The 23613-nt window shown below is 71.1% G+C and carries 19 protein-coding genes; 6 read left to right on the forward strand and 13 right to left on the reverse strand.

The window, feature by feature from the left end; translation table 11 throughout:
- Positions 1-96: 96 nt before the first annotated feature.
- Entirely contained in the window at positions 97-390 is a 294-nt protein-coding gene (locus NAG42_RS24745; RefSeq protein WP_250033368.1) for a DUF1540 domain-containing protein, read from the forward strand.
- 97 nt (positions 391-487) lie between these two features.
- On the opposite strand, the gene NAG42_RS24750 is transcribed toward NAG42_RS24745, so the two are convergent.
- A complete protein-coding gene (locus tag NAG42_RS24750) occupies positions 488-1633 on the reverse strand; it encodes a DUF5925 domain-containing protein (protein ID WP_250033369.1) in 1146 nt (381 codons plus the stop codon).
- Between the two features lie 160 nt (positions 1634-1793).
- On the opposite strand from NAG42_RS24750, the gene NAG42_RS24755 reads away from it, so the two are divergent.
- The gene (locus NAG42_RS24755; protein ID WP_250033370.1) at positions 1794-2603 is read left to right on the forward strand and encodes an ABC transporter ATP-binding protein; all 810 of its coding nucleotides are present in this window, start codon (positions 1794-1796) and stop codon (positions 2601-2603) included.
- On the opposite strand, the gene NAG42_RS24760 is transcribed toward NAG42_RS24755, so the two are convergent.
- The 6 genes from NAG42_RS24760 to NAG42_RS24785 all read right to left on the reverse strand — a co-directional run bounded on the left by NAG42_RS24760 (position 2584) and on the right by NAG42_RS24785 (position 11649).
- Positions 2584-3024 (reverse strand): nitroreductase family deazaflavin-dependent oxidoreductase, encoded by a 441-nt coding sequence (locus tag NAG42_RS24760; RefSeq protein ID WP_250033371.1) that lies wholly within the window; start codon positions 3022-3024, stop codon positions 2584-2586. The genes NAG42_RS24755 and NAG42_RS24760 overlap by 20 nt on opposite strands.
- 211 nt (positions 3025-3235) lie before the next feature.
- A complete protein-coding gene (locus NAG42_RS24765) occupies positions 3236-3997 on the reverse strand; it encodes a class I SAM-dependent methyltransferase (RefSeq protein WP_250033372.1) in 762 nt (253 codons plus the stop codon).
- 30 nt (positions 3998-4027) lie between these two features.
- Positions 4028-5227 (reverse strand): VWA domain-containing protein, encoded by a 1200-nt coding sequence (locus NAG42_RS24770; RefSeq protein ID WP_250033373.1) that lies wholly within the window; start codon positions 5225-5227, stop codon positions 4028-4030.
- A complete protein-coding gene (locus tag NAG42_RS24775) occupies positions 5227-7731 on the reverse strand; it encodes a DUF5682 family protein (protein ID WP_250033374.1) in 2505 nt (834 codons plus the stop codon). Before NAG42_RS24775 ends, NAG42_RS24770 begins: the two co-directional genes overlap by 1 nt.
- The gene (locus NAG42_RS24780) at positions 7724-8785 is read right to left on the reverse strand and encodes an ATP-binding protein (RefSeq protein ID WP_250033375.1); all 1062 of its coding nucleotides are present in this window, start codon (positions 8783-8785) and stop codon (positions 7724-7726) included. The genes NAG42_RS24775 and NAG42_RS24780 overlap by 8 nt, the downstream gene beginning before the upstream one ends.
- Positions 8786-8874: 89 nt before the next feature.
- Positions 8875-11649: an SWIM zinc finger family protein gene (locus NAG42_RS24785; RefSeq protein ID WP_250033376.1), complete on the reverse strand. Its 2775-nt coding sequence runs from the start codon at positions 11647-11649 to the stop codon at positions 8875-8877.
- Positions 11650-11749: 100 nt separating this feature from the next.
- Between NAG42_RS24785 and NAG42_RS24790 the strand changes: the two genes are divergently transcribed.
- Complete coding sequence (locus NAG42_RS24790) at positions 11750-12394, forward strand: Rossmann-fold NAD(P)-binding domain-containing protein (RefSeq protein ID WP_250033377.1); 645 nt, start codon at positions 11750-11752, stop codon at positions 12392-12394.
- Here NAG42_RS24790 and NAG42_RS24795 read toward each other — a convergent pair.
- Positions 12325-13263 (reverse strand): EamA family transporter, encoded by a 939-nt coding sequence (locus NAG42_RS24795; RefSeq protein ID WP_250033378.1) that lies wholly within the window; start codon positions 13261-13263, stop codon positions 12325-12327. The two genes, NAG42_RS24790 and NAG42_RS24795, sit on opposite strands and share 70 nt — an antisense overlap.
- A gap of 105 nt (positions 13264-13368) precedes the next feature.
- Here NAG42_RS24795 and NAG42_RS24800 point away from each other — a divergent pair, with 105 nt between their 5' ends.
- A complete protein-coding gene (locus NAG42_RS24800; RefSeq protein WP_250033379.1) occupies positions 13369-14010 on the forward strand; it encodes a MarR family winged helix-turn-helix transcriptional regulator in 642 nt (213 codons plus the stop codon).
- A 19-nt stretch (positions 14011-14029) separates the two neighbouring features.
- Here NAG42_RS24800 and NAG42_RS24805 read toward each other — a convergent pair whose 3' ends face one another.
- A complete protein-coding gene (locus NAG42_RS24805; RefSeq protein ID WP_250033380.1) occupies positions 14030-15037 on the reverse strand; it encodes a glutathione S-transferase family protein in 1008 nt (335 codons plus the stop codon).
- A 98-nt stretch (positions 15038-15135) separates the two neighbouring features.
- Here NAG42_RS24805 and NAG42_RS24810 point away from each other — a divergent pair, with 98 nt between their 5' ends.
- Entirely contained in the window at positions 15136-16236 is a 1101-nt protein-coding gene (locus NAG42_RS24810; RefSeq protein WP_250033381.1) for a calcium:cation antiporter, read from the forward strand.
- Between the two features lie 319 nt (positions 16237-16555).
- Here NAG42_RS24810 and NAG42_RS24815 read toward each other — a convergent pair whose 3' ends face one another.
- The gene (locus NAG42_RS24815; RefSeq protein ID WP_250033382.1) at positions 16556-17590 is read right to left on the reverse strand and encodes a LacI family DNA-binding transcriptional regulator; all 1035 of its coding nucleotides are present in this window, start codon (positions 17588-17590) and stop codon (positions 16556-16558) included.
- A gap of 146 nt (positions 17591-17736) precedes the next feature.
- Between NAG42_RS24815 and NAG42_RS24820 the strand changes: the two genes are divergently transcribed.
- Entirely contained in the window at positions 17737-19134 is a 1398-nt protein-coding gene (locus tag NAG42_RS24820) for a DUF1996 domain-containing protein (protein ID WP_250033383.1), read from the forward strand.
- Positions 19135-19185: 51 nt separating this feature from the next.
- On the opposite strand, the gene NAG42_RS24825 is transcribed toward NAG42_RS24820, so the two are convergent.
- The 3 genes from NAG42_RS24825 to NAG42_RS24835 form a co-directional block, all read right to left on the reverse strand.
- Complete coding sequence (locus tag NAG42_RS24825; RefSeq protein ID WP_250033384.1) at positions 19186-19755, reverse strand: DUF305 domain-containing protein; 570 nt, start codon at positions 19753-19755, stop codon at positions 19186-19188.
- Positions 19756-19857: 102 nt separating this feature from the next.
- Positions 19858-20229: a VOC family protein gene (locus NAG42_RS24830; RefSeq protein WP_250033385.1), complete on the reverse strand. Its 372-nt coding sequence runs from the start codon at positions 20227-20229 to the stop codon at positions 19858-19860.
- 121 nt (positions 20230-20350) lie between these two features.
- Positions 20351-23377, reverse strand: a complete 3027-nt coding sequence (locus tag NAG42_RS24835) for a discoidin domain-containing protein (RefSeq protein WP_250033386.1) — start codon at positions 23375-23377, stop codon at positions 20351-20353.
- Positions 23378-23613: the final 236 nt, after the last annotated feature.

Consider the following 23613-nt stretch of genomic DNA (forward strand, 5'->3'; position numbering starts at 1 on the left):
TAACCTAATCAATTAAATCGTGGTGTAGTTAGAGCAATTCTGGGAAATGGTTTATGGTCGACGTGACCGGGTGGAACTATAGGAGGCGACGAAGCCATGACTCAGATGCTCGAAATGCCGCGCGTACAGACCTGCACCGTCACCAGCTGTGGTTACAACCACGACGGGTGCACCGCGTTCGCGGTGACCATCGGCAGTGCGATCTCGGCCGAGTGCGACACCTACGTGCAGTCGGGTGACAAAGGTGGCATGGGTAAGGCGCTGGCCCAGGTCGGGGCGTGTAAGCGGTCCGACTGCGTGCACAACACCGACCTCGAGTGCCACGCCCCGGCGATCGTGGTGGGCGAGTCCGGCGAGAAGGCCGACTGCCTCACGTACGAAAAGGGCTGACCAACGCTCTGTAATGTGCCCGCCGTCGCCCTTCGCGACCGGCGGGCACATTTGTTTCAGGTTAGGCGAGGCTATCTTCATTGTTTCCGGCGGACAATTACAGATACATGCCGGTGCTGGGCTCGCTCTTGGGTACGGTCACCGGGACATTGCCGGTCTTGAGCGCATATAGTTCGGCCAGCGTCGCTCCCGCCGCGCCGACGCCCGTGGACCGGCCCAGCCAGGCGACCGCCTCGGCGTACGGGAGACGCCCGACCTCGATGCTGGCCAGGCACCGGCCAGGCCGCACGACCGCCGGGTGCAGCGACGCCAGGTCCTCGTTCGTCGTGATCGCGATCAGCGCGTTGCGGCCCTGGCCGAGCAGGCCGTCGGTCAGGTTGAGCAGCCGGGACAGCGCCTGACCGGCACTCGCCTTGGCCTCGCCGCTGATCAGCTCGTCACAGTCCTCGAGCATCAGCAGGCGCCAGCGCGGCTCGTCCTCGTCGTCGCTGCCCAGCGCCACACTCATCAGGTAGGCCGGGTCGTTGAACAGCCGCTCCGGGTCGAGCACGCAGTCGACCTGGCACCAGGAGCGCCACTGCTGGGCCAGCGCCCGCAGCGCGGTGGTCTTGCCGGTGCCGGGCTCGCCGTGCAGGAGCAGGAGGCGGCCGCTGATCGTCTCGCTGGTCAGCGCCATCAGGCGTTCGAGCGTGGCCGCGACCGAGCTGCTGTAGTTGGCCCGGATCGACCCCCACTGCGCGGCGTCGATCTCGCGGGCCGCCCGGCGCGGGCCGTGCTGGCCGAAGTGCCAGAACCCGATGGGCACGTTGTCCGGGGTCGGCTGCGGTTCCTCGACGGCGTTCTCGGTGGCCGCCTCGAGGACCGACTCGGCCAGCTCGGCGCTGATCGCGGTGACGGTGACCCGGGCGCGGCGGCTCTGCTTCCAGCGGGTGACGTGCAGGGTCCAGCCGTCACCGACGGCGAGCCGGCCCTGACCGTCCTCGTCGACGGCGTCGCGCACGAGGCGGGCGCCGTCGGTGGTCAGCGGGGCGTCGGAGCGCACGTTCTCGAGATACTTGCTGCGGCCGTACGGCTCGCGTCCGGTCACGAAGGCGTCGAGCGCGAGCAGATCCACCACGTCGACCAGGCGATCGCCGTCGTCCACCGCGCCGGACAGCGGCAGGGCAGCGGGCAGCGGCGCGGCGGCCGTCGCGTCACCGTGCCGGCTGCCGAGTCGCTCGACGGACTGGTGGGGAGTGCGCATACCAACGATGATCGTCCGTCGATGCCCGGATAGCACCCTGTTTTCCCGGACGGGCGCTTCGCACCACCCGCCGCGCGCTCGCGTCCGGCGGCTCGCTCAGCGGCGCGGACGTCCCCGCCGGAACGCTAAGGTAAGGCGAACCTAAGGCTGGAAGGTGGGCATGACTCGGTTGTCCGGGACGGACCTCACGCTGGCGTACGACCAGCGGGTCGTCGCCACCGCACTCGACGTGACGATTCCCGACGGGTCGTTCACGGTCATCGTCGGGCCGAACGCGTGCGGCAAGTCCACACTGCTGCGAGCACTGGCCAACCTGCTGACGCCCCGACAGGGTTCCGTCGTGCTGGACGGCCGGACGATCAGCTCGTACCGGTCGAAGGAGGTCGCCCGGCGCATGGGTCTGCTCGCCCAGAGCGCGGTCGCACCCGACGGCATCACAGTCGGCGACCTGGTCGCGCGTGGCCGTTACCCGCACCAGAAACTGCTGCGGCAGTGGTCGGCCGAGGACGAGGAGCAGGTCGAGGCGGCGATGGCCGCGACCGGGGTGTCGTCGCTGGCCGGGCGGCCGGTCGACGAGCTCTCCGGCGGTCAGCGGCAGCGTGCCTGGATGGCCATGGTGCTGGCCCAGCAGACCGGCATCCTGCTGCTCGACGAGCCGACGACCTACCTCGACATCGCCTATCAGATCGAGCTCCTGGACCTGTGCGCCGACCTCAACGACCAGGGCCGGACGCTGGTGGCGGTGCTGCACGACCTGAACCACGCGGCGCGCTACGCGACCCATCTGATCGCCATGAAGGCGGGCACGATCGTGGCCCAGGGTGTGCCGTCCGAGGTGATCACCGAGGAGCTGGTCGAGGACGTCTACGGCCTCAAATGCCAGGTGATCGACGATCCTCAGACAGGCACACCCCTGGTCGTGCCGGGTGCCCGTTCGCTGCGGTCGGCCTTTACTCCGGCCGGCGGCTGAGGACGAAGACCGGGATGAGGCGGTCGGTCTTCTTCTGATACTGGGCGTAGTTGGGGAACGCCGCCACCGCGCGCTCCCACCAGACGGCGCGCTCGTCGCCCGAGACCTCGCGGGCCTCGTAGTCATGCTCCTCGGTCCCGTCCCGCAGCTCGACGTGCGGGTCCTTGCGCACGTTGTAGACCCACACCGGGTTCTTGGGGGCGCCGCCGAGGGAACCGACCACGGCGTACTCGCCGTCGTGCTCGACCCGCATGAGCGGCGTCTTGCGGATCTTCCCGCTCTTGGCGCCGACGGAGGTCAGCAGCACCACGGGATAGCCCTGCAGGTCGTTGCCCTCCTTGCCGTCGGTGCCCTCGATCTTCTCGGCCTGCTTGCGCGCCCAGTCGGACGTGCTCGGCGCGTACTCACCGGTCAATGGCATGGCGTAACCGTAGGCCCTTCCTCGATGTCCAACACGCTGTTCCGCGCACGCCCACCACTTCCCCGCACGCCGCCACTTTCACCGCACGGCGACCACTTTCATGACCACTCTCACCGCGCGCCCGCCACCTTTACCGCGCGCCCGCCACCTTTACCGCGCGCCCGCCACCTTTACCGCGCGCCCGCCACCTTTACCGCGCGCCCGCCACCCTTTACCGCACGCCCGCCACGGCGGCGTCGGTGCCGCCTCGCCACAGGACGCCGGCCTCGGCGAAGCCGGCGACCCGCAGCGCGTCGACGTGCCACAGCGCCGGCGGAGTCCACTCGTGGCTGTGCCGGGTCCTGGGGTAGATCCGCTCGCGTTCGACCGCCCGGGGCGCGAGGAACTCGTCGGCCGCCGCTCGCTCCCACCACACGCTCCACGCCGTCGCGCCGCCCGCGGCGTAGCGAGCCTCCCGCTCGGCGCGGGCGTGCTGATCGAGCCGCTCGGACAGCGTGGGCAGCGACTCCTCCGGCATGTGGTCGGCGTTCACAAAGATGCCGCCGGGGCGGAGGACCTCGCGGATCTCGGCGTAGAGCGTCGCCACCCGCTCGGCCGGCAGCCAGTGCAGGGCCGTCGCGGTCAGCACCGCGTCGAAGTCCTCCTCGGGCAGTTTCGCCCGCCAGCCCGCGTCGCCCAGGTCGGCGTCGACCACCTGGCCGCGGTCGCGCAGCGAGGCCGCCGCGATCGCCATGAGCACCGGGTCCTGGTCGAGCACGGTGACCTGGGCCCGCGGGAAGCGCGCCAGCGTCCGCAGCGAGATCGTGCCCGTGCCGCCGGCCAGGTCGAGCACGCGCGGCGCGACCCCGTCGGTGGTCGCGGCGACCGCCGACAGCATCGCGGCGAACCGCTCCTCGCGGTCGGGCAGGAACGCCTCCTGCTGACGGTCCCAGCTCTCCTGCCAGATCTGCGGGTTGCTCAGGTAAGCACTCATGCCGCTCACGCTAGTTACCTCGTCTGCTGCTCACAACCGTCTGCTCTGTGCCTCGTTCTGGTGGGCGGCGACAAATGCCTGTAGATCGCGGCGCTCGATCGCGGCCGCCATCAGGTCGGGGAACGCGTCCGGCGTACACGCGAAAGCCGGCACCCCCAACGCGGCCAGCGCCGCGGCGTTGTCGTGGTCGTAGGCCGGCGCGCCCTCGTCGGAAAGCGCCAGCAGCACCACCACCTGCACGCCGGCCGCAGTCATCTCGGCCACCCGGCGCAGCATCGGCTCGCGGATACCGCCCTCGTAGAGGTCGCTGATCAGCACGAAAATGCTGTCCCGGGGCCGGCTGATCAACTGCTGGCTATACGCGATGGCGCGGTTGATGTCGGTGCCGCCACCCAGTTGCGTGCCGAACAGCACGTCCACCGGGTCGTCGAGCTGCTCGGTCAGGTCGACCACCGCGGTGTCGAAGACGACCAGCGACGTCCGCAGCGACTTCATCGACGCCAGCACGGCCGCGAACACCCCGGAGAACACCACCGAGGCGGCCATCGACCCGGACTGGTCCACGCACAGCACGACATCGCGCTGCACGGCGGTCGTGCGGCGGCCGTACCCGATCAACCGCTCGGGGATCACCGTGCGCTGCTCGGGCTGGTAGTGCTTGAGGTTGGCCCGGATCGTGCGATCCCAGTCGATGTCGGCGTGCCGCGGGCGATGGATGCGCGCCGCGCGGTTGAGCGCCCCGGTCACCGCGGCCCGGGTCTTCTGCTCGATCCGTTTCTCGAGCTGCTCGACAACCGTGCGCACGACCTGACGGGCCGCGTCCTTGGTCTTCTCGGGCATCACACGGTTGAGGGAGAGCAACGTGCCGACCAGGTGTACGTCGGGCTCGACCGCGCTCAGCATCTCGGGTTCGAGCAGCAGCCGGGTCAGGTCCAGCCGTTCGATCGCATCCTGCTGCATGACCTGCACGACCGTGCTGGGGAAGTACTCGCGGATGTCGCCGAGCCAGCGCGCCACCTTCGGTGCCGAGCCGCCCAGCCCGGCTGAGCGCCGGTTGCTCCGCTCGTCACCGCCCTCGCCGCCACCGTCGTAGAGCGCGGCCAGCGCCGAATCCATCGCGCCGTCCCGGCCCTCGGCCCGGCCCAGCGACTCGTCGGCCGGGCCGCCGAGCACCATCCGCCAGCGCCGCCGCCGCTCCCGCGTCGTCTCGTCGGTCGTCTCGTCACTCATCAGGCCTCCACCTGGCGTCCCAGCAGGGCGCTGAGGGTGGGCAGGACCAGATCGGCCCGCCCCGGGTCGAAGCCGAGGCCGCCGGCCGCCGCCTCGCCGCCGCCCGCGCGGGGCCCGGCCAGCCGCTCACCGATCGCCCGCCGTTCACCGGCCTCGAACGCCCCGAAAGTGCGGCGCAGCAACGGCAGCACGTCGTCGAAAGCGCCGGCCGGGATGTCGGCGAGCCAGTCGTCGAGCAGCCCCAGCAGTGCGTCGTCGTGCACCAGCAGCAGACCGCCGCCGGAGAGGAAACCCTCGACCCAGGCCGCCGCGTGCGCCGGCGGAGTGCCGACGGTCAACGGGAGACGCAGCCGGCGGCGCACCTCGGCGCCGTCGAGACGGCCCGCGTCGAGCAGGAGCCGGGTCAGCCGGCCGGCGAGCAGGCCGTGCAGATCGGCCCGGCCGGCCAGCGAGGCCAGCGTGGACAACCACCGCTCGCGCAGATCGGCGTCGTCGAGCAGGCCGACCGCACTGTGCACGCCGTCGAGGCGGTCGCGCAGCACCTTGGCCGCCTCGTCCGAGAGTGAGCCGACAGCCGACGGCAGCCCGGCGCAGACCCGGATCAGCAGACTCGCGGTCACCGCCGCCAGACCGGCCACATCGGTCCGGCGGACATCGCCGTATCGCAGGGTGCGGGCCAGCGCGGGGATCGCCGCCATCAGGTGGTTCACATCGGCGTCGAGTGCGGCCCGCGCGTCCAGAGAGGCCAGGACCTGGGGGTACGCCTCGGACAGGTCGGCCAGCAGGCACGTCTCGACCAGTGCGGTGACGTCGGCCAGTGTCTCGGCCCGGTCGGCGGCGCGGACCACCTTGGCGGTGGCGGCGGAGGCCACCGTCGTGCCGTACATGCTGCCCTCGACGAGGCGAATGGCGAACTCGGGCTGCCACCGCAACCGCCACTCCTCCCGGAAGGTGCCGGTGCTCCGCCGGGTCGTCTCGGGCTCACCCCACGGCACGCCGATCGTGCGCAGCCTGTGCAGCAGCCGGCTGCGGCGCAGGTCGGTCTCCTTGCGCAGGTCGAGGTCGAGGGCGCGCTCCAAGGCCTCCGACTTGAGCCGGGCGGTGCGCTGCTGAGCCGCGAGGTCCTTGGCCAGCGGCACAGCCGGCATGTCGTCGGGCACCCCACCGAGACGCTCACCGACGACGAGCTTGCGGGTGATCAGCTCGACCCGCAGTGGCTCGCCGTCACACATGACCGACTCGGCGGCCTCGGTGACCTCGGCCAGCCCGGCCAGGGGGCGGCCGCGCAGGGTGGCCAATGCCTCGGCCAGCCGGGTGGCCTCGATGACGTGGGCCGAGGAGGTGGGCACGCCCTCGGCGCGCAGCACGCCGGCCGCGTCGACCAGCCAGCGCGGCACCACCTCGTCGGCCGAGGTGAACAAGTGGTGATACCACCCCGGGGAGCTGACGCCGGCGCCGTAACCCGACCAGGACGCCAGCCGGCCGTAGGTCCACGGCACCCAGGTGAAGTCGACCTTGGCTTTCTTGCGCCCCTTGAGCAGCGCGGTGTCGTCCTTGACGGCGACCTTGCGGGTGAGCGCGGGCACGTGCCAGGCCCCGCAGACGACGGCGATGTCCTCGTACGTCTTGCGCACCTCCCGCAGCACGCCACGCATGTAGGCCTCGCGCACCAGGTCGTCCGGATCCTCGGGCGACTCGTCGCGGATCGCCGTCATCGCCTCGGCGATCGCCTCGAACGCCGGCATGCCCCGATGCTCGACGACGTCCTCCCACCACCGCTCGGGGTCGTCGTATCCGGCGGCGGCCGCCAGCTCACCGATCGGATCAACCGGCCGCCGGGGTGCCGCACCGCCTTCCGTGGTCTGATCCGGCTCGGCCGGCGTCGTCCCACTCGGCTCGCTGTCGTCCGGGCCCGGCCCGTTTCGATCGGTCTGCGGCCCGTCATTACCGGCCGGTGGCTCGGCCGCCGGCCCGGCTCCTGGCTCACCCGGCCCGGCTCCTGGCTCACCCGGCCCGGCTCCCGGCTCACCGGGCCCGGCTGCGGGGTCGCGCGGCACGTCCGGCCCGGCTGCGGGGTCGCGCGGCACGTCCGGCCCGGCTCCGGACTGGTCCGGCTTGATTCCGGCCGCGTCCGGCTCGTCGGCGGGGACAGTAGCTGGTGATGGTGCCGCGGGTGGCCGGGCTTCGCCGGTCAGGCGGTAGGCGAAGGGCAGGTCGAAGAAACGGACCGGCACGTTGCGCTCGACCGCCCAGCGAATCGCCTGCCACTCCGGGGAAAAGACCGCGAACGGCCAGAACGCGGCCCGCCGAGGGTCGTCGGACGCGTAACCCAGCAGGGCCACCGGCGGCTCCAGGCCGGAGTCGGCCACCCAGCGCACCAGCGCGTCGGCCTCGGGTGGCCCCTCGACCAGCAGCACATCGGGCGGCTGCCGTTCGAGCTCCTGCACCACAGCCCGCGCCGAGCCCGGACCGTGGTGACGGATGCCGTAGAGCCGCTCAGGCATCGCGGGCGGCCCGGTAGAAATCGCGCCAGTCGGGGCGCTCCCGCACGACGGTCTCCAGGTATTCGCGCCAGACGACGCCGTCGGAGACCGGGTCCTTGACGACCGCGCCCACGATGCCGGCGGCCACGTCGGCCGGGTGCAGCCGGCCATCGCCGAAATGGGCCGCCAGCGCCATGCCGTTGGTGATCACCGAGATCGCCTCGGCCGCGGAGAGGGTGCCGGTGGGAGATTTCAGCTTGGTGCGGCCGTCCTCGGTCAGGCCGCCGCGCAGCTCGCGGAAGATCGTCACGACTCGGCGGATCTCGTCGAGCGCGGCCGGCACCTCGGGCAGGTCGAGCGAACGACCGAGCTGGGCGACCCGGCGCGCGACGATCTCGACCTCGTCGTCGGCCGAGGCCGGCACCGGCAGCACCACCGTGTTGAACCGCCGGCGCAACGCGCTGGACAGCTCGTTGACCCCGCGGTCACGGTCGTTGGCGGTGGCGATCAGGTTGAAGCCGCGCTGCGCCTGCACCTCGGTGTTGAGCTCGGACACGGGCAGCGTCTTCTCGGAGAGGATGGTGATCAGCGCGTCCTGCACGTCGGACGGCACGCGGGTCAGCTCCTCGAGGCGCGCGATCGTGCCGGTCTGCATCGCCCGCATGATCGGGCTGGGCACCATCGCGGCCTCCGTCGGGCCCTCGGCGATCAGGCGGGCATAGTTCCACCCATAGCGGATCGCCTCCTCCGCGGTGCCGGCGGTGCCCTGCACGAGCAGGGTCGAATCGCCCGAGACGGCGGCCGCCAGATGCTCGGAGACCCAGGTCTTGGCCGTGCCGGGGACGCCGAGCAGGAGCAGGGCGCGGTCGGTCACGAGGGTGGAGACCGCGACCTCCATGAGGCGGCGCGGTCCGACGTATTTCGGAGTGATCTTGGCGCCGTCACCGAGCAGATAGGTCACCACGGCCTGCGGGGAGAGACGCCAGCCGGGCGGCCGGGGCCGGTCGTCGGTCGAGGCGAGCAGGGCCAGCTCGTCGGCATACTGATCCTCGGCGTGCGGGCGCAGTGCGGTCACGTGAAACTCCTTGGTCTTTGCCAGGGCCGAAGGCTATCGCCTGCCCCTGACAAAAATCGGCTGTCGTCGTCCGGTGTGGATGAAGCGGGTCAGGCGGCTGCGAGCTCGTCGAACATCTCTTGGCGGAAGGTCAGGGTGCGGGCCAGATCGGCGACCGGTCGGACCCGGGACGGATCGGCCGGTTCCTGGTCGAGCTGCCCGGCCAGGCGCCCGACGAGGTCGGCATAGCCCGGCGGCATGGACAGCCCAGCCGCCCGGCACAGCTCACCCAGCTGCCAGCTGTGCCGATCGGTGCGGGCGCGGTGGGCGATCGTCTCGAGCACCGCGACGGATAGCTCCTCGGGCCAATGACCGGGATGAAGGGAGAGCAACCGGGTCGCGAGCCCGTCGTCGCGGCGCAACGCGTCGGCCGCGAGCCGGCCGAGCTCGTCGGGCGGCAGGACGAGATGCAGATCCCACCGTACGGACTCACGCAGCGCGCCGGAGGCGTCGCGCAGCAACGCGGAAGCCCAGACCGCGTCCTCCTGCACGACCGCGGCCTTGGCCCAGCCGTGCAGCAGAGGTGTCTCCCAGTCGTTGCCACGGGCCAGCCGCACCATCGTCGCCGGATCGGACCAGGTGTCGAGCGGAGCGCCGGCGACGATCTCCTCGAGCAGCCAGGCGCTCACCCCGATGCCACGCGCGGGCGTCGAGGCCACGCCGTCGCGGCGCAGCGAGGCGTCGAGCTCCTCGGGCGGTGTGACGGTGAGGCGGTCGGCCCCCAGCAGCCGGCGCTCGCGGCGCACGAGGGCGAGAGCCCGCTCCGCCATCCGGCCGCGCAGCTGCGAGCCGGGCAGCCGTCGCAGCAGGTCGAGCGCGGCCTCGCGGACCTCCTTGCGACGGTCGTCGAGGGCCCGCTCGAGGAACGGGTCGTCGGCCTCGGAGAGACCGGTGGCCAGCGCACCCAGGAAGCGGGCGCGGTCGTCGGAGGACTCCTGGGCCCAGGTGCTCTCGAGCAGCTCGCGGGCCCGGGCCGGGTCGCTCGCCCGCAACTCGGTCAGGTGACCGAGTCGTTCGCCGGCGCTGCCGGTGTGCCAATCGGGCAGCACCACGGCCACCGGCGTCTCGTCGTGCAGCCAGCGCCAATCGGCGCGCCGGCCGGCCAGCCAGGCGCCGCGGCGACCGGCGACCAGGGCCAGTGCGGGCCGGACGATCGAGTTGCGCCGGCCGGCCTCGAGCAGCGCCGGCAGCGCGCCCGGTGGAACGTGGCCGCCCCGCTCGGCCGCGGCGGCGAGCCACTGGGCCAGCAGCTCCTGGGCGAGCTGAGCGCCGCCGGGGACGCTCGCGGCGAGGATGCGCTGGAGGCGGACCCCGGCCGCGGCGGGCAACGGCGCGTCGGTCTCGTCGGGTGCGGCCGGCACGGGCTCGTGACCGTCACCCGGCAACACGCCGGCCCGCCGGCGGGCGAGCGCCACGGCGGCCGCGTCGAGCAGCGAGGCGTCGGCCGTCCAGGGCCGCCGGTTGGTCCCGACCAGGGCCGCCGCCAGTAACTCGGGTGGCAGCTCGGGGTGGCGCGGGGCGCCGGGATCGGGCACCGGGGGAGCAGCCGCGATGAACTGACCCTCGACCCACGCGGCGAGCGGCCGCAAGCCGGTGGGTGACCACTCCGCCGCCACGGTCGCCGGGCGGCCCCCGGCCGAGGCGAGCAGCCACCAGGGCTCGCGGTGACCGGGTGCGAGCGGGAGGCCGGCACCGGTCTGGTCGACCAGCCAGCCGTCGTCGGCCGGGACGACCCCGGCAAGCAGAACGGGAGCGTCGTAACGCCACGGCTCGGCCGCGACGGTGGAGCTGTAGCCGGCGAGCGCCTCGGCGAGCGGGGCCGCACCGTCGGGCTCACCGAACGGCTCGGCGGCACTGACCCGCTCAGCCACCAGCGCCCGCAGCGGGGCCGAGCCGGGATAGAAGGTGAGCTCACCCCGGAACTCCGTGCCCGGCACCAGGTCGGAGACCAGGGGCTGGCCGGGCGCCGCGAACGCGAGCACCAGAGCGAACCGGCCCTGCGCCGAGCCTCGTAGCCACGTGCGCCGGGTGGTGAGCGCACCGTCGTCGACCTCGACCTGACCGAGCACCTGCCACCGGTCGGCGACGCGAGGGCCGGCCAGCACCTCGTCGGTGGCGACCGGGAAGCCGATGCGCCTGCGCACGGTGGCGGCCAGCTCGGACGGCAGGTCGGCGAGGTGCTCGTAGCCCGACACGAGCAAGCGCAGCAGGGCCAGCTCGCCGAGCAGCCGGTCGGCCCAGTGCGGCCCGATGCCGGCGATCGACCCGAGCCGCCGCACGGCGTTGGCCGCGGTGGGTGCCTGCGCGTCGACCAGGCGGGCGGCCATCGCCTCGAACGGCTGGTGACCGGCGCGCTGGGCCCCGGCCAGGCCCTGCCGGATCTGGTCGTCGAGCCAGCGTCGCAGCTCGGCCATGCCGCCGGCGACGCGCTCGGCGCGTTGCTCGACCCGCTTGGCCGCGGCGGCGGGATCGGGGGCCGAGGCGGCGGACCGGGGTTTGGCCGCGGCCCGGGCAGCGCGGGCTGCCTGCCACTCCTGGGCGAACGCGGCGGGCGGGGCCTCCGACACATCGGACTCGGCCCAGAGCAGCAGGAGGCCGAGCGCGTGCTTGCAGGGAATCTTGCGGCTCGGGCACGAGCACTTGAACGCGGGACCGGCGAGATCGACGCAGACCTGATAATTGCGGGTCTGCCCCCACACGATGTCGTCGAGGCGCCCGGTGACCGACCACGCGGACCGGGCGGACAGGCCTCGGGCGGCCTTCACCGACGGGGCATCGGGGGCGAGTGTCTCGACCTCAGCGGCCGGCCATCGTTCTGCGGTCACGGGAGAAACCCTAGGCCGCGGGTACGACAATTTGGCGGCCGCTGCTCACGCGCCGGGAAGCCGGTGAAATGATCGGAAGCCAGCTCAGCGAGGGGGAACGATGAAGGTCGTGGTCTTCGGGGCGACCGGCATGGTCGGCCAGGGCGCGCTGCGCGAGAGCCTGGTCGCGCCGGACGTCGAGCAGGTGCTGGCCGTGGTCCGCACGCCGACCGGCGTCACGCATCCCCGCCTGCGCGAGGTGAAGCTCGACGATTTCGCCGATCTGACACCGATCAAGGAGGAGCTGCGCGGCTTCGACGCGTGCTTCTACTGCCTGGGCGTTTCGTCGGTCGGTCTGGACGAGGCCGCCTACACCAGGATCTCCTACGACTACCCGATGGCTGCCGCGCGCACGTTTGCCGAGCTCAACCCCCAGACCACCTTCGTGTACGTCTCGGGGGCCGGCACCAACGCGAGGGGCAGGCAGATGTGGGCCCGGGTCAAGGGCCGGGCCGAGCGCGACATCATCGACCTGCTGCCCAACGGGTACGCCTTTCGCCCCGGCTTCATCCAGCCGACCCGTGGCATACGGTCGAAGACCGGCTGGTACAACACGATCTATACCGTCCTGAATCCGGTCGTCCCCCTGCTCCAGCGCGTCGCCCCGAAATACCTCACGACCACCGACCGGGTCGGTCAGGCCATGTTGCGAGCGGCCCGCGTCGGTTTCCCCGACCACATCGTCGAGAACGCCGACCTGCGCTGACCGGCCACGCCGCTGCGGCCTGACGTGGGGCGCGGGCCGGTCTGGCCCCAGATGACCGCGGCGAAGGCCAGCACCATGCCCGCCAGCTGCAGCGGTGTCAGACTCTGACCCAGAGCGGCCCAGCCGACCGCCGTGGCCACGACCGGGGAGAGCAGACCGAGCAGCGCCACCCGGGCCGCGGGCAGGCGCTCGAGACCCCAGAACCACAACGAATAGGCCAGCGCTGTGCCGATCAGCGCGAGATAGGCATAGCCGGCCAGATTGGCCGCCGACAGCCGGGGCGGCAGACCCTCGAAGCCGAGCGTCACCGGTGCCAGCAGCAGGCCACCCGCGGTGAGCTGCCAGCCGGTGGAGGTCAGCAGAGGGACATCGGGCCGGCCCCACCGCTTGGTGAGCACGAGCCCGAACGCCATCGACGCGGTGCCGGCCAGACCGGCGAGGATTCCCAACGCGTCGAGGCGGGCGGTGGCGGTCAGCACGGCCAGAGCAACACCGCCCGCGCCCACCACGGCGGCCACGACAGTGCGAAGTGCCACCCGCTCGGTGAGCAGCAGAACGGTCAGGCCGGCGACGATCAACGGCTGGGCCGCGCCGAGCACCGCGGCCATGCCGCCGGGCAAACGATAGGCCGTGACGAAGAGCAGGGCGAAGAACAGCCCGATGTTGAGCGTGCCCAGCACGGCGGAACGCCACCACCAGACGCCGCGCGGCAACCGCCGGGTCAGCACCAGGAGCAACAGACCCGCGGGCAGGGCGCGCAGGGTGCCGGCCAGCAGCGGGCGATCGGGTGGGAGGAACTCGGTGGTGACCGCATAGGTCGTGCCCCAGACAGCGGGCGTGAGGGCGGTGAGGAGAAGGACCGGCTTCATGGCAACTCCCTCGATGAAAAGTATCTCGACATCAAGATAAAATCGCGATAGCCTCTTGCTGTCAAGAAGCTCGACATCGAGACAATCGTTGAGAAGAATCGAGAGGTGGCACGAGATGAGGCATCTGACGGACGCGCTGAGCCGAGCGTCAACCCGGCCGACAGGGTCGATCGCATCGTCGAGCAATGGGCGCGGGAGCGGCCCGACCTCGAGACCACCGCTATGGCGGTGTTCGGCCGGATCTTCCGGCTCGCTCGCCTGGCCGGCGAGCGCATGGAGCAGGCCTACGCGCCGTTCGGGATAGGGCGGCCGGAGTTCGACGTGCTCGCCACGCTGCGGCGGTCCGGGGAGCCCTATCAGCTGTCCGCGGGCGAGCTGGCGGCCTCGATGATGCTGAGCACGGGCGGCACCACGGCCCGGCTCGACCGGCTCGAAAAGGCGGACCTGATCCAGCGCCTGCCCTCACCGACCGACCGGCGCGGTGTCCTGGTTCGTCTCACGCCGCAGGGCTTCGACGTCATCGACCAGGCGGTCGGGGCCGGCCTCGCCGTGCAGCAGCGGATGCTCGGCCACCTGCCCGAGGAGGCCCAGCACCGGCTGAACGACCTGCTGCGTGAGGTGTTCGCTGGTGCCGGGGGCGACGCCGATGTGCGCTGGCTGGGTCCGGATCTGCCCGTCCGAGTCGAATGGGAGGGACACGCGTCCGACACGACCAAGAGGCGTCCCCGCCGGGCCGGCGGCAAATAGGCCGGGCGGCGGCCGGCGGTCAGCCTTCGGCGCCGTGGCCGGGTGGGACGCGTTCGGTGGGCCTCACCGGGGGTGGCGGTGTGCCGTCGCCGAAGGGGCGCCCGCCGAGCTTTTCGCGGTCGTGCGGGGTCAGCCAGCCGCTCAGGTCGGGGCCTTTGGGCACGATGCCGGTGGGATTGATGTCTTTGTGGACGATGTAGTAGTGCTTCTTGATGTCGACGAAGTCGGTGGTGTCGCCGAAGCCGGGGGTCTGGAAGAGGTCCCGGGCGTAGGCCCACAGCACCGGCATCTCGGTCAGCTTGCTGCGGTTGCACTTGAAGTGACCGTGATAGGCCGCGTCGAAGCGGGCCAGCGTCGTGAACAGGCGCACGTCGGCCTCGGTGATCGTGTCGCCGACCAGGTAGCGCTGACCGGACAGCAGCTCCGAGAGCTTGTCGAGCTGGGCGAAGAGCCGGTCGTAGGCCTTCTCGTAGGCTTCCTGGGTGCCCGCGAAGCCCGCGCGGTAGACGCCGTTGTTGACCTCGGTGAAGACCGACCTATTGATCTTGTCGATCTGGTCGCGCAGTTCTTCCGGGTAAAGCTTCGGTGCGCCCTCGCGGTGGTAGCGCGTCCACTCCAGCGACAGATCGATGGTGATCTGCGCGAAGTCGTTCGTGACGACCTGCCCGGTGGGCACGTCGACGATCGCGGGCACGGTGATGCCCTTGTCGTAGTCCGGGAACCGCTTGAAGTAGGCCTCCTGGAGCCGTTCGATCCCGAGCACCGGGTCGCGGCCGTCCGGGTCGAGGTCGAAAGTCCAGCTGCGTTCGTCGTGCGTCGGGCCGGCGATGCCCATCGAGAGCACGTCCTCGAGGCCGAGCAGGCGCCGGACGATGATGGCGCGGTTCGCCCACGGACAGGCCCGGGCCACCACCAACCGGTATCGGCCGGGTTCGACCGGATACCCGTCCCGGCCGTCCTCGGTGATCCGGGTCGCGATGTACCGCTGGTCCCGGGTGAATTCGCCTTGCGGGTTCACGTACGCCATGTCTCCATCCTGCGACGTCGGTGGCGCCCGCGCCCACCGAAGCCCGATGGCCGCCGGACTCGGGCGCTGACAGCCGTCACATCTGACACAGTGGCCTGATGGCCGCCAAGATCCGGAGCTACCTCGTTCAGTGGACGGTGTTCGTTCCGATCATCGCCCTCGTCGCCCTGGCTCTCACGTGGAGCCGTCACCTGTCGATGCCGGTCGTGGTGGTGGCCGCCTGCCTGCTCGGCGGGGCTGTCCTGGCCGCCGTCCACCACGCTGAGGTCGTCGCGCACCGGGTCGGGGAGCCGTTCGGCTCGCTCGTCCTGGCCGTCGCGGTCACCATCATCGAGGTCGCCCTGATCGTCACGTTGATGATCAGCGGCGGGGAGAAGACCCAGGCCCTGGCCCGCGACACGGTCTTCGCGGCCGTGATGATCACCTGTAACGGGCTCCTCGGCATCTCGCTGCTGGTCGGTTCGCTGCGCCGGCACGTGTCGGTCTTCAACGCCGAGGGCACCGGCGGCGCCTTCGCCACGGTGGCGACCCTGGCCACGCTCAGCCTCGTGCTGCCCAGCTTCACGACGAGCCGTCCCGGCCCGCAGTTCTCGCCCGCCCAGCTCGCCTTCGCTGCCGTCGCTTCGCTCAGCCTCTACGCCCTCTTCGTCACGGTGCAGACCCGCCGGCACCGCGACTACTTCCTGCCGATCACGACGAGCGGAAAGGTCATCACGACCGAGGAGCACCTCGACCCGCCGAGCGGCCGTCTCGCGCTGGCCAGCCTCGGTGTCCTGATGGCCGCCCTGATCGCGGTGGTCGGCCTGGCCAAGGGAGTCTCGCCGTCGATCGAGTCGGGCGTCGAGTCGATCGGCCTGCCGCAGGCGGTCGTCGGCGTGGTGATCGCGCTGCTGGTGCTGCTGCCGGAGACGATCGCGGCGGTCCGTGCGGCTGCCCGCGACCGCGTGCAGACCAGTCTCAACCTGGCGGTCGGCTCGGCGATGGCCAGCATCGGCCTGACCATCCCGGCGATCGCCATCGCGATGATCTGGCTGGACGGCCCGCTGCTGCTCGGCCTCGGCGGCACCCAGATGGTGCTGCTGGCCCTGACCGTCGTGGTCGGCACCCTCACCATCGTCCCCGGCCGCGCCAACGTCCTCCAGGGCGGCGTCCATCTCGCCCTGCTGGCCGCGTTCCTCTTCCTCGCCGCCAGCCCCTGATCGCCTTCGGTCGCTGACCGGCGTCCGGTGCCGGTCGGCACCGAAGCCCGGGGGTCCGGGGCCGTCCACTTCCGCGAAGTGCTGACCCTGGTCAGGGACGGTGGCGACCCGAAGCCGGCACGCCTTGAAGGTCGACGTGGCGGCGCCGGCCGCCAAGCTTGGCCGCGTCTTCATCTTCCCGGTGGACCACGTCGTCAACGAACGTCATGGCTTGCGTTCGGTCGACCGGGCCGGGGAACTCGGGCAGCGCAGCCGGTTCGTGGAGGATGGGCAGCGCTGCCGGATCATGAGGCCGGGGGCGGGGCGGTGCCCCGCCCGGTCAGGCTGAGTCGCGCTCGACCAGCGCCGGCTCGTAGATCACGGAGGACACTCGCATGGCCGGCTCCTCGATGCGGGCCAGCAGCAGGCGGGCGGCCTCGGCCGCCATGTCCTCGAGTGGGTGGCGGATCGTGGTCAGCGCGGGCGACGCGGCGACCGCGGCGCTGCTGTCGTCGAAGCCCACGACGGCCACGTCCTGGGGAACGCGACGGCCCGCCTCGCGCAGGGCGGACAGCGCGCCCAGCGCCATCAGGTCGTTGGCCGCGAACACCCCGTCCAGCCCCGGATGGCCGGCCAGCAGCGTCCGCATGGCCGCCTCGCCGCTGTCGCGGGTGAAGTTGCCCGTCTCGATCGGCACCCAGCCGTGCCCGCGCCGGGCCAGCGCGCGCCGGAAACCCGCGATGCGGTCGCTGCTCGCGGGCACGTCGGCCGGACCCGAGATCATCGCCAGCCGCTGAGCGCCCCGGCTCAGCAGCCGCTCGGCGGCCAGTGCGGCGCCGGTGTCATTGGCCAGGTCGACGTAGTCGATCGGCACCGGCTCGGCGGGCCGCCCGATCAGCACCGCCGGGACGCCGCCCTCGGTGAGCATGCGGGGCAGCGGGTCGACGGCGGGCAGGGACAGCACGATCGCGCCGTCGGCCTGACCGTTGCGCAGGTCGCCGACGAGCCGCTTGCGCCCGTCGTCGGTGCCGACGATCTGCAGGGCCAGCTGGACGCCCTGCGCGCGCAGCACGCTCATCAGCCCGCCCACGACCCGGCCGAAGTAGGGGTCGGCGAAGAACCGGCTCATGAACGGGTCGTCGTCGTGCGACTCGGAGTCGGAGACGACCAGCGCCACGGTGCCCGTGCGGCGGGTGACCAGGGAGCGGGCCAGCCGGTTGGGCACATATCCGGTGCGGCCGACGGCGTCCCAGACCACCTCGTGCAGCTGCGGGTCGACGTTGCGGATGCCGTTGATCACCCGGGAGACGGTGGCTCGGGACACCCCGGCGATGCGGGCGACGTCCTCGAGGGTCGGGAGCCGCTCAGTTCGCATAGACGCCTTTATAGCACAAGGGGAGAGCGCTCTCCGGCACGCGCCGATCCAGGTTCCGGAACCAGGGGAAACGCGCGGAGGTATTGACGGGCTTGACATCTCGGCGGAACACTCGGAAAGCGCTCTCCAACCCCGAAGGAGACTTCGTGAATCCCCTCAGACCCAGGCGCCTGCTCACCCTCGGCGCGGTCGCGGCCCTCACCGCGACCGCCGTCCTCACCGGTGTCAACGCGGCGCAGGCCGCCGACACCCTGCTCTCGCAAGGCCGTCCCGTCCTGGCCTCGTCGACCGAGAACGGCGGCGCCCCGGCCGCCGCGGCCGTCGACGGCAACACCACCACCCGGTGGGGCAGCGCGTGGAGCGACCCGCAGTGGCTGCGCGTCGACCTCGGCGGCACCGCCACCATCGGCCAGGTCAAGTTGACCTGGGAGGCCGCGTACGCCAAGGCCTTCCAGATCCAGACCTCGCCCGACGGCACCACCTGGTCGACCGTCTACAGCACGACCACGGCCGGCGGCGGCTCGCAGACCCTGTCGGTCACCGGCTCCGGTCGCTACGTGCGGATGTACGGAACGCAGCGGGCCACCGGCTACGGCTACTCGCTGTACGAGTTCCAGGTGTACGGAACGCTGACCTCCCCGCCACCGACCACCGGCCCCGGTTACGTGCCGGCCAACCCCACGGTGACGGGGGTCGTGCCGTCGACCGCGGTGCCGCCGGACACCAACCCGCCGACGACCCACCACGAGTTCCAGATGAACTGCTCGGTGAGCCGGAGCAACCTCAACGACGACCCGATCGTCTTCCCCGGCCTGCCCGGCGCGTCGCACTCGCACACCTTCATGGGCAACACCACCACGAACGCGGGCACGACGCTGAACAGCCTGAAGGCCGGTGGCACCTCGTGCATCACGCCCGGTGACAAGACCGGTTACTGGATGCCGACGCTGCTCAACGGCGACACCGCCGTGCAGCCCGTCGGCCGGCAGACCATCTACTACAAGTCGGGCGTCATCGACTACCGCAGTGTGCGCCCGTTCCCCGAGGGCCTGCGCTACGTGGTCGGCAGCCCGACCTCCACGATCGACGACTTCCGCAACCACCCGGGCGCGGTCGAGGGCTTCGAGTGCGGCGATCTGTCGTTCAACTGGGACATCCCGGCCAACTGCGCGCCCGGGAGTCAGCTCAACGTCCGCTTCCAGGCCCCGAGCTGCTGGAACGGCCTGCACCTGGACGTGCCCGACCACAAGAGCCACATGGCGTACCCGGTGCTGGGGGTCTGCCCGGCATCGCACCCGGTGGCCGTCCCGATGATCGAGTTCAAGATGGCCTGGCCGGTGAGCGGCACCATGGCCAACGTCCGCTTCTCCAGCGGCCGCGGCTTCTCGTTCCACTATGACGTCTTCAACGCCTTCGACGGGCCCACGCTCGCCGCGCTGACCCGCCACTGCATCAACGGCGGTCTCCAGTGCGACCCGCGGGGCTTCGACCTCTACAAGCCCGACCGGGGCGCTGCTCTGAACGCGAACTACGAGTTGCCGTAACCGGCGACTGAACGAACGGGTGCCGTCCGCCGGGCGGCGCCCGTTTCGCTTTTACGGCTCGGTGCTCGGCATTGTGGACAGAGCCCCTTGGCGGGTGCGCAGAATCTGCAATGCCAAATCGCGGGTCTGCGGCTCGATCCCGGATTTGTCCTCACTGCGGGCCAGATCCTGACTTTGTTGCAGATGCGCCTTGATGAGCTTGGTCGCCGTTTCGTCGAAGGCCGGGCCGGCCAGCGAGGTGGCCTCGGTCACCTGCTCGGGCGTGACCATGCCGGGCATCGGCATGCCCTCGTGCGGGTTCTCGTCGGGCAGGCCGGCGCGGGCGTGCAGCTGGCGCAGAATGCTCAGCTCGGCGTCGGTGAAGGCCTTGACCTGCGTGGTCATGGCCAGCGTGGCGGGCGTCCGGGTGCGTTTCGGTACGAGCTCGAGCAGCGGCAGGAGTTGCTCGTCCATCGCGATGTTGATCTCGATCCAGGCCAGGTCGGTGCCGCCGAACCCGGCTGCCGCGCCCGCCCCGGCCGGAGCCCCGGCGGACGGCGTGGTGGCCGCGGGTGCCCCCGTGGTCGTGCACCCCGCCAGACCGAGCACACCGACGAGCAACAGGCGGGGAATGGCTTTCACATCCGCGATTCTGTCCGTGCGGCGCCGCTGGTGTCAATGAGTCGATATTGATGGATGTTTCTGTTATTCGGGTCGCTGTTCCGCGTCGCCGAGGGACAGAATTCAGGCGTTCTCCCACAGCCCGATCAGGTTGCCCTCGGTGTCGTGGAAGTAGGCGCTGAAGCCCATCGTGCCGACCGGGGAACGGCCGATCGCGACCTTGCCACCGAGTTTCTCGATCTTGGCTAAGGCGTCGTCGATGCTCTCGACGCCCACGGTCACCACCGGCGCGGTGATGGGACCCTGGCGGGCCAGCATGCCGCCGTTGATGCCGGGCTCGGCCGGACGGCCCTGCTCGTCCGTCGGCGTGGTCGTGACCATCGTGTATTGATAGCCGGGCATGGAGTTGAGCTGCCAGCCGAAGGCCTCGGCATAGAACCGCGTGGCGCGCTCGCCGTCGTCGAACGGCACCTCGAAGTGGATCACCTTGTCCATCTCGCCGCCTCCTTTCCCCAGACCCTAGAGCTGCGGCCCCGGGCCGGAGAAGGGCCGGAAGTAGGGGGTCACCACAAAGAAGGGCGCCGCGACCGAGGCCGCGACGCCCTTCGGGTCGAGTTCAGCGGCGATAGACGCCGAACTCCCAGAGCGAATACCCGTACGAGGTGGCGCGGGCGACCCCGTTCACCCGGACATACCGCCCGGTGCCGGAGACGCTCAGCTCGTCGAAGCCGCCGTCCCCACTGCTCGTCGTGTAGACGTTCGTCCAGCTGGAGCCGTCGTTCGACGTCTGGATCCGGTAGCCGGTGGCGTGCGCCGCCTCCCAGGCCAGCCGCACGTGGTTGAACGACTGGACCGAGCCCAGGTCGACCTGGAGCCACGCCGTGCCGGCCCACTCGCTGGCCCACCGGGTGCCGTAGTCACCGTCGGTCGCGTACGAGGGCAGTTGCGGCCCGTTCGTGCCGGTCGGCTGATAGGTGGAGGCCGTCGTCGTTCTGCCCCGCGACAGGTTGGTGCCGGTCTCCGGCGGAGCCACCACGCGGATGGACTTCTGCTCTATCCCGACGTTGCCCTGGCCGTCGAAGGCGTACACGTAGACCTTCCACACCCCGAGGCGTTCCGGGGCCTTGGCCGTGAACGTGCCGTTGCCGTTGTCGGTGAAGGTCACGTTGGTCAGCCCGGTGCCACCGCCCGCGTGCTTGTCGGAGTACATGAGGTTGTAGCGGATGAGGTCACCCTGCGGGTCCGAGGCGGTGACCCCGACGGTCAAGGAACCCCCCGCGGGTACGGCGTTCTGGTTGGCCACGGTCATGCCGGTGATCTCCGGCGGCGTGTTGGCCGGCGTCCGGCCGGTCCAGGCCCGGCTCAGCGAGTAGTAGCCGTGCCGCCGCCACCCACCGGTGAAGGTGTTGAGCCAGATCCCGCCGAAGTCGTTCTCCAGCCCGTAGTGGAACTCGGTCGCGCCCAGCGCCACGGTCGGATGCGCGTTGATCGCGGCCCAACTGCTCGCGTACTGATCCCGCTTCTGCAGGTCGGTGGGCTCGGTCGGCACCCCGTTGACGTCGTTGGGCACCTCCCACTCGCCGGCCGGCCCGGCCTCGGTGATGACATACGGCTTCGAGTAACCGCCGGCCACCCAGTCCGGATAGATGTTGGCGATCGCGCCGTACGAGTTGACCGCGAGCAGGTCGAGCGCCGGGGCGTACTGCTTGTAGTAGGGCCAGGCCCCGGTGTACGCGTCGGTCGAGGTGACCGGGTGGTTGGGGTCGGCCGCGTGGATGGCCACCGCCACCTCGTTCACAAACTTCGCGTAGCCGATGCGCCGCGCCTCGACCTCGGCCGCCGACAGGCCGTGGTCCTGCATCGTGAGGATGACCTCGTTGCCGACGTCCCACATCAACACGCCGGGGCTGTTCTTCAAGGTGTTGACCCGCGCCACGATCCCGGCCTTGACCGAGTTCTTGTACGCCGTGTCGTTGACGTAGTCGGCGCCCTGATTGAGCCAGTGCCCGACGATCACCTTGAGGCCCTGCCGGGCGGCCCGGTCGAGCAGCGTGGGCGTGTTGGCGTCGTCCACCCCCCACGTACGGATCGTGTTGGCGCCCATGTTCCGCAAGTCCCGCATGTAGCCGTCGGCGGCGGCCTGCGGAGGACCGTACGTGAGGCCTTTGACCTGATAGGGCGAGCCGTCGACCTGCAGCTGCCAGTTGCCCTGACTGCCGGTGACCCGGACGACGGTGGGCGCGGTGGGAGCGGGCGGGTCGGTCATCGCCGCGGGTACCGTGCCGGTCGCCGTACGGGAAACGCTGACCGAGTCGACGCTGAGCACGCCGCCCGAGGTCGTGTCGGGGGTCGGCGTGGTCCGCCCGGCCAGCGCGTTGGGCAGCGACCCGCCGATGGCCAGGTCGAGGCGCAGGAAGAAGCCGTGGTGCACGGCCGCGTTCCAGGCCGCGACACCGACCTGCGACTCCCGGACGATCCAGGTCTGCCGGCCGTCGAGGTAGAAGCGGATCTCCTCGTCGGTCCTGGTCCGGTCGATGATCTGGGTGTACTCGTGGTAACCGGTCTGACAGCCGGTGCAGGTGGCGAAGCCGGACGAGCGGCCGTTGTACTCGGCGCACACGCCGTCGGGGGCGGTGCCGCAGTGCAGGGTCTGGGCGAGCTGGCTGCGGCCGTTGACGTTCGTCATGATGTCGGTCTCGCCGACGCCCGGCCAGTTCGTGTAGTTGCCGCGATAGGCCGCTCCGGTGGCCCGGAAGCCCGGCCAGTAACCGAGCGCGTTGGCGACGTCCGGCTGCTTGAGCACGGCGGTGAACTTGGTCTGCTGCCCGGCCGGCGGCTCGAAGTCGGTGCGCTGAGTCTCCAGGCGGCCCGACGTCCAGGCGCCGGCGCCGTCCTTGATGGCCTTGATCGAGAGTTTGCCGGTGCCGTCGAGCGAGACGTTGGCGGTGCTGTTGCTGGCCGTCTCGACCTCGCCGGTGCCCCAGTTGGCGGCGCCGCCGGGGTAGCTCGTGCCAGTGCGCAGAAGCCAGTTGGCCGACGACGGCGACGTGCCGGCCGCGCCGTCGAATGTGTCCTGCCAGACCGTGGTGAAGGTGCCGGGCGGCTGGGTGGTCGGCACTGGGTCAGTTGGTGTGGTGCCGCCGATCGTGCCGTAGACCTTGAACTCCCACAGCGAGTAGCCGTATCCGCCGTTACGGGCGGTGCCGTAGAGCCGGACGTAGCGGCCACTGCCGGTGACGGTCAGCGTCTCGGTGCCGCCGGTGCCGTTCGCCTTGGTGGCGATCGTGGTCCAGGTGGCGCCGTCGGGTGAGGTCTGGATCTGGTACGCCGTGCCGTAGGCGGCCTCCCACTGCAGGGCCACCGAGGTGACGGTCGCGGTGGCGCCGAGGTCGACCCGCAGCCACTGGGGATCGGAGAACTGGCTCGACCAGCGGGTGCCCGCGTTGCCGTCGGTCGCGTTGGCGGCGACGGTGTCAGCGGTCTCGCTCGACGAGGCGGTGGTCGGTCTGCCCTGCGAGAGCAGGGTGTCGGCGGCGTAGGCGCCGTGCGGCGCGGCCAGGGTCAGATACGCGGCGGCGAGGCCGAGCACGAGGGGGATGACGAGGCGCCGCCAGACGTGGGGCGGGGATTGAGCCGGGTTCACGGGGACTCCTGGGGATGTCGGGACGCTGGGGAAAGCGCTCTCCATGAATGGCCGAAGTGTTACGCCGGGCTTTCACGCGTGTCAATAGGCGACGATGAGTCTCGCCCTTATGTACGGGACAAAGGGTGGCATTCTTGGCAGTCGGTCGCCTTACCGGGAGATGATGGGAGAGCGGTTTCCCATCGGGGGCGAGCGCCGAGTTATCCACAGGATGGCCGAGGCTGCTTGCGGCCGGC

The organism is Paractinoplanes maris (assembly GCF_023544465.1).
In the GTDB taxonomy this organism is placed as follows: domain Bacteria; phylum Actinomycetota; class Actinomycetes; order Mycobacteriales; family Micromonosporaceae; genus Actinoplanes; species Actinoplanes maris.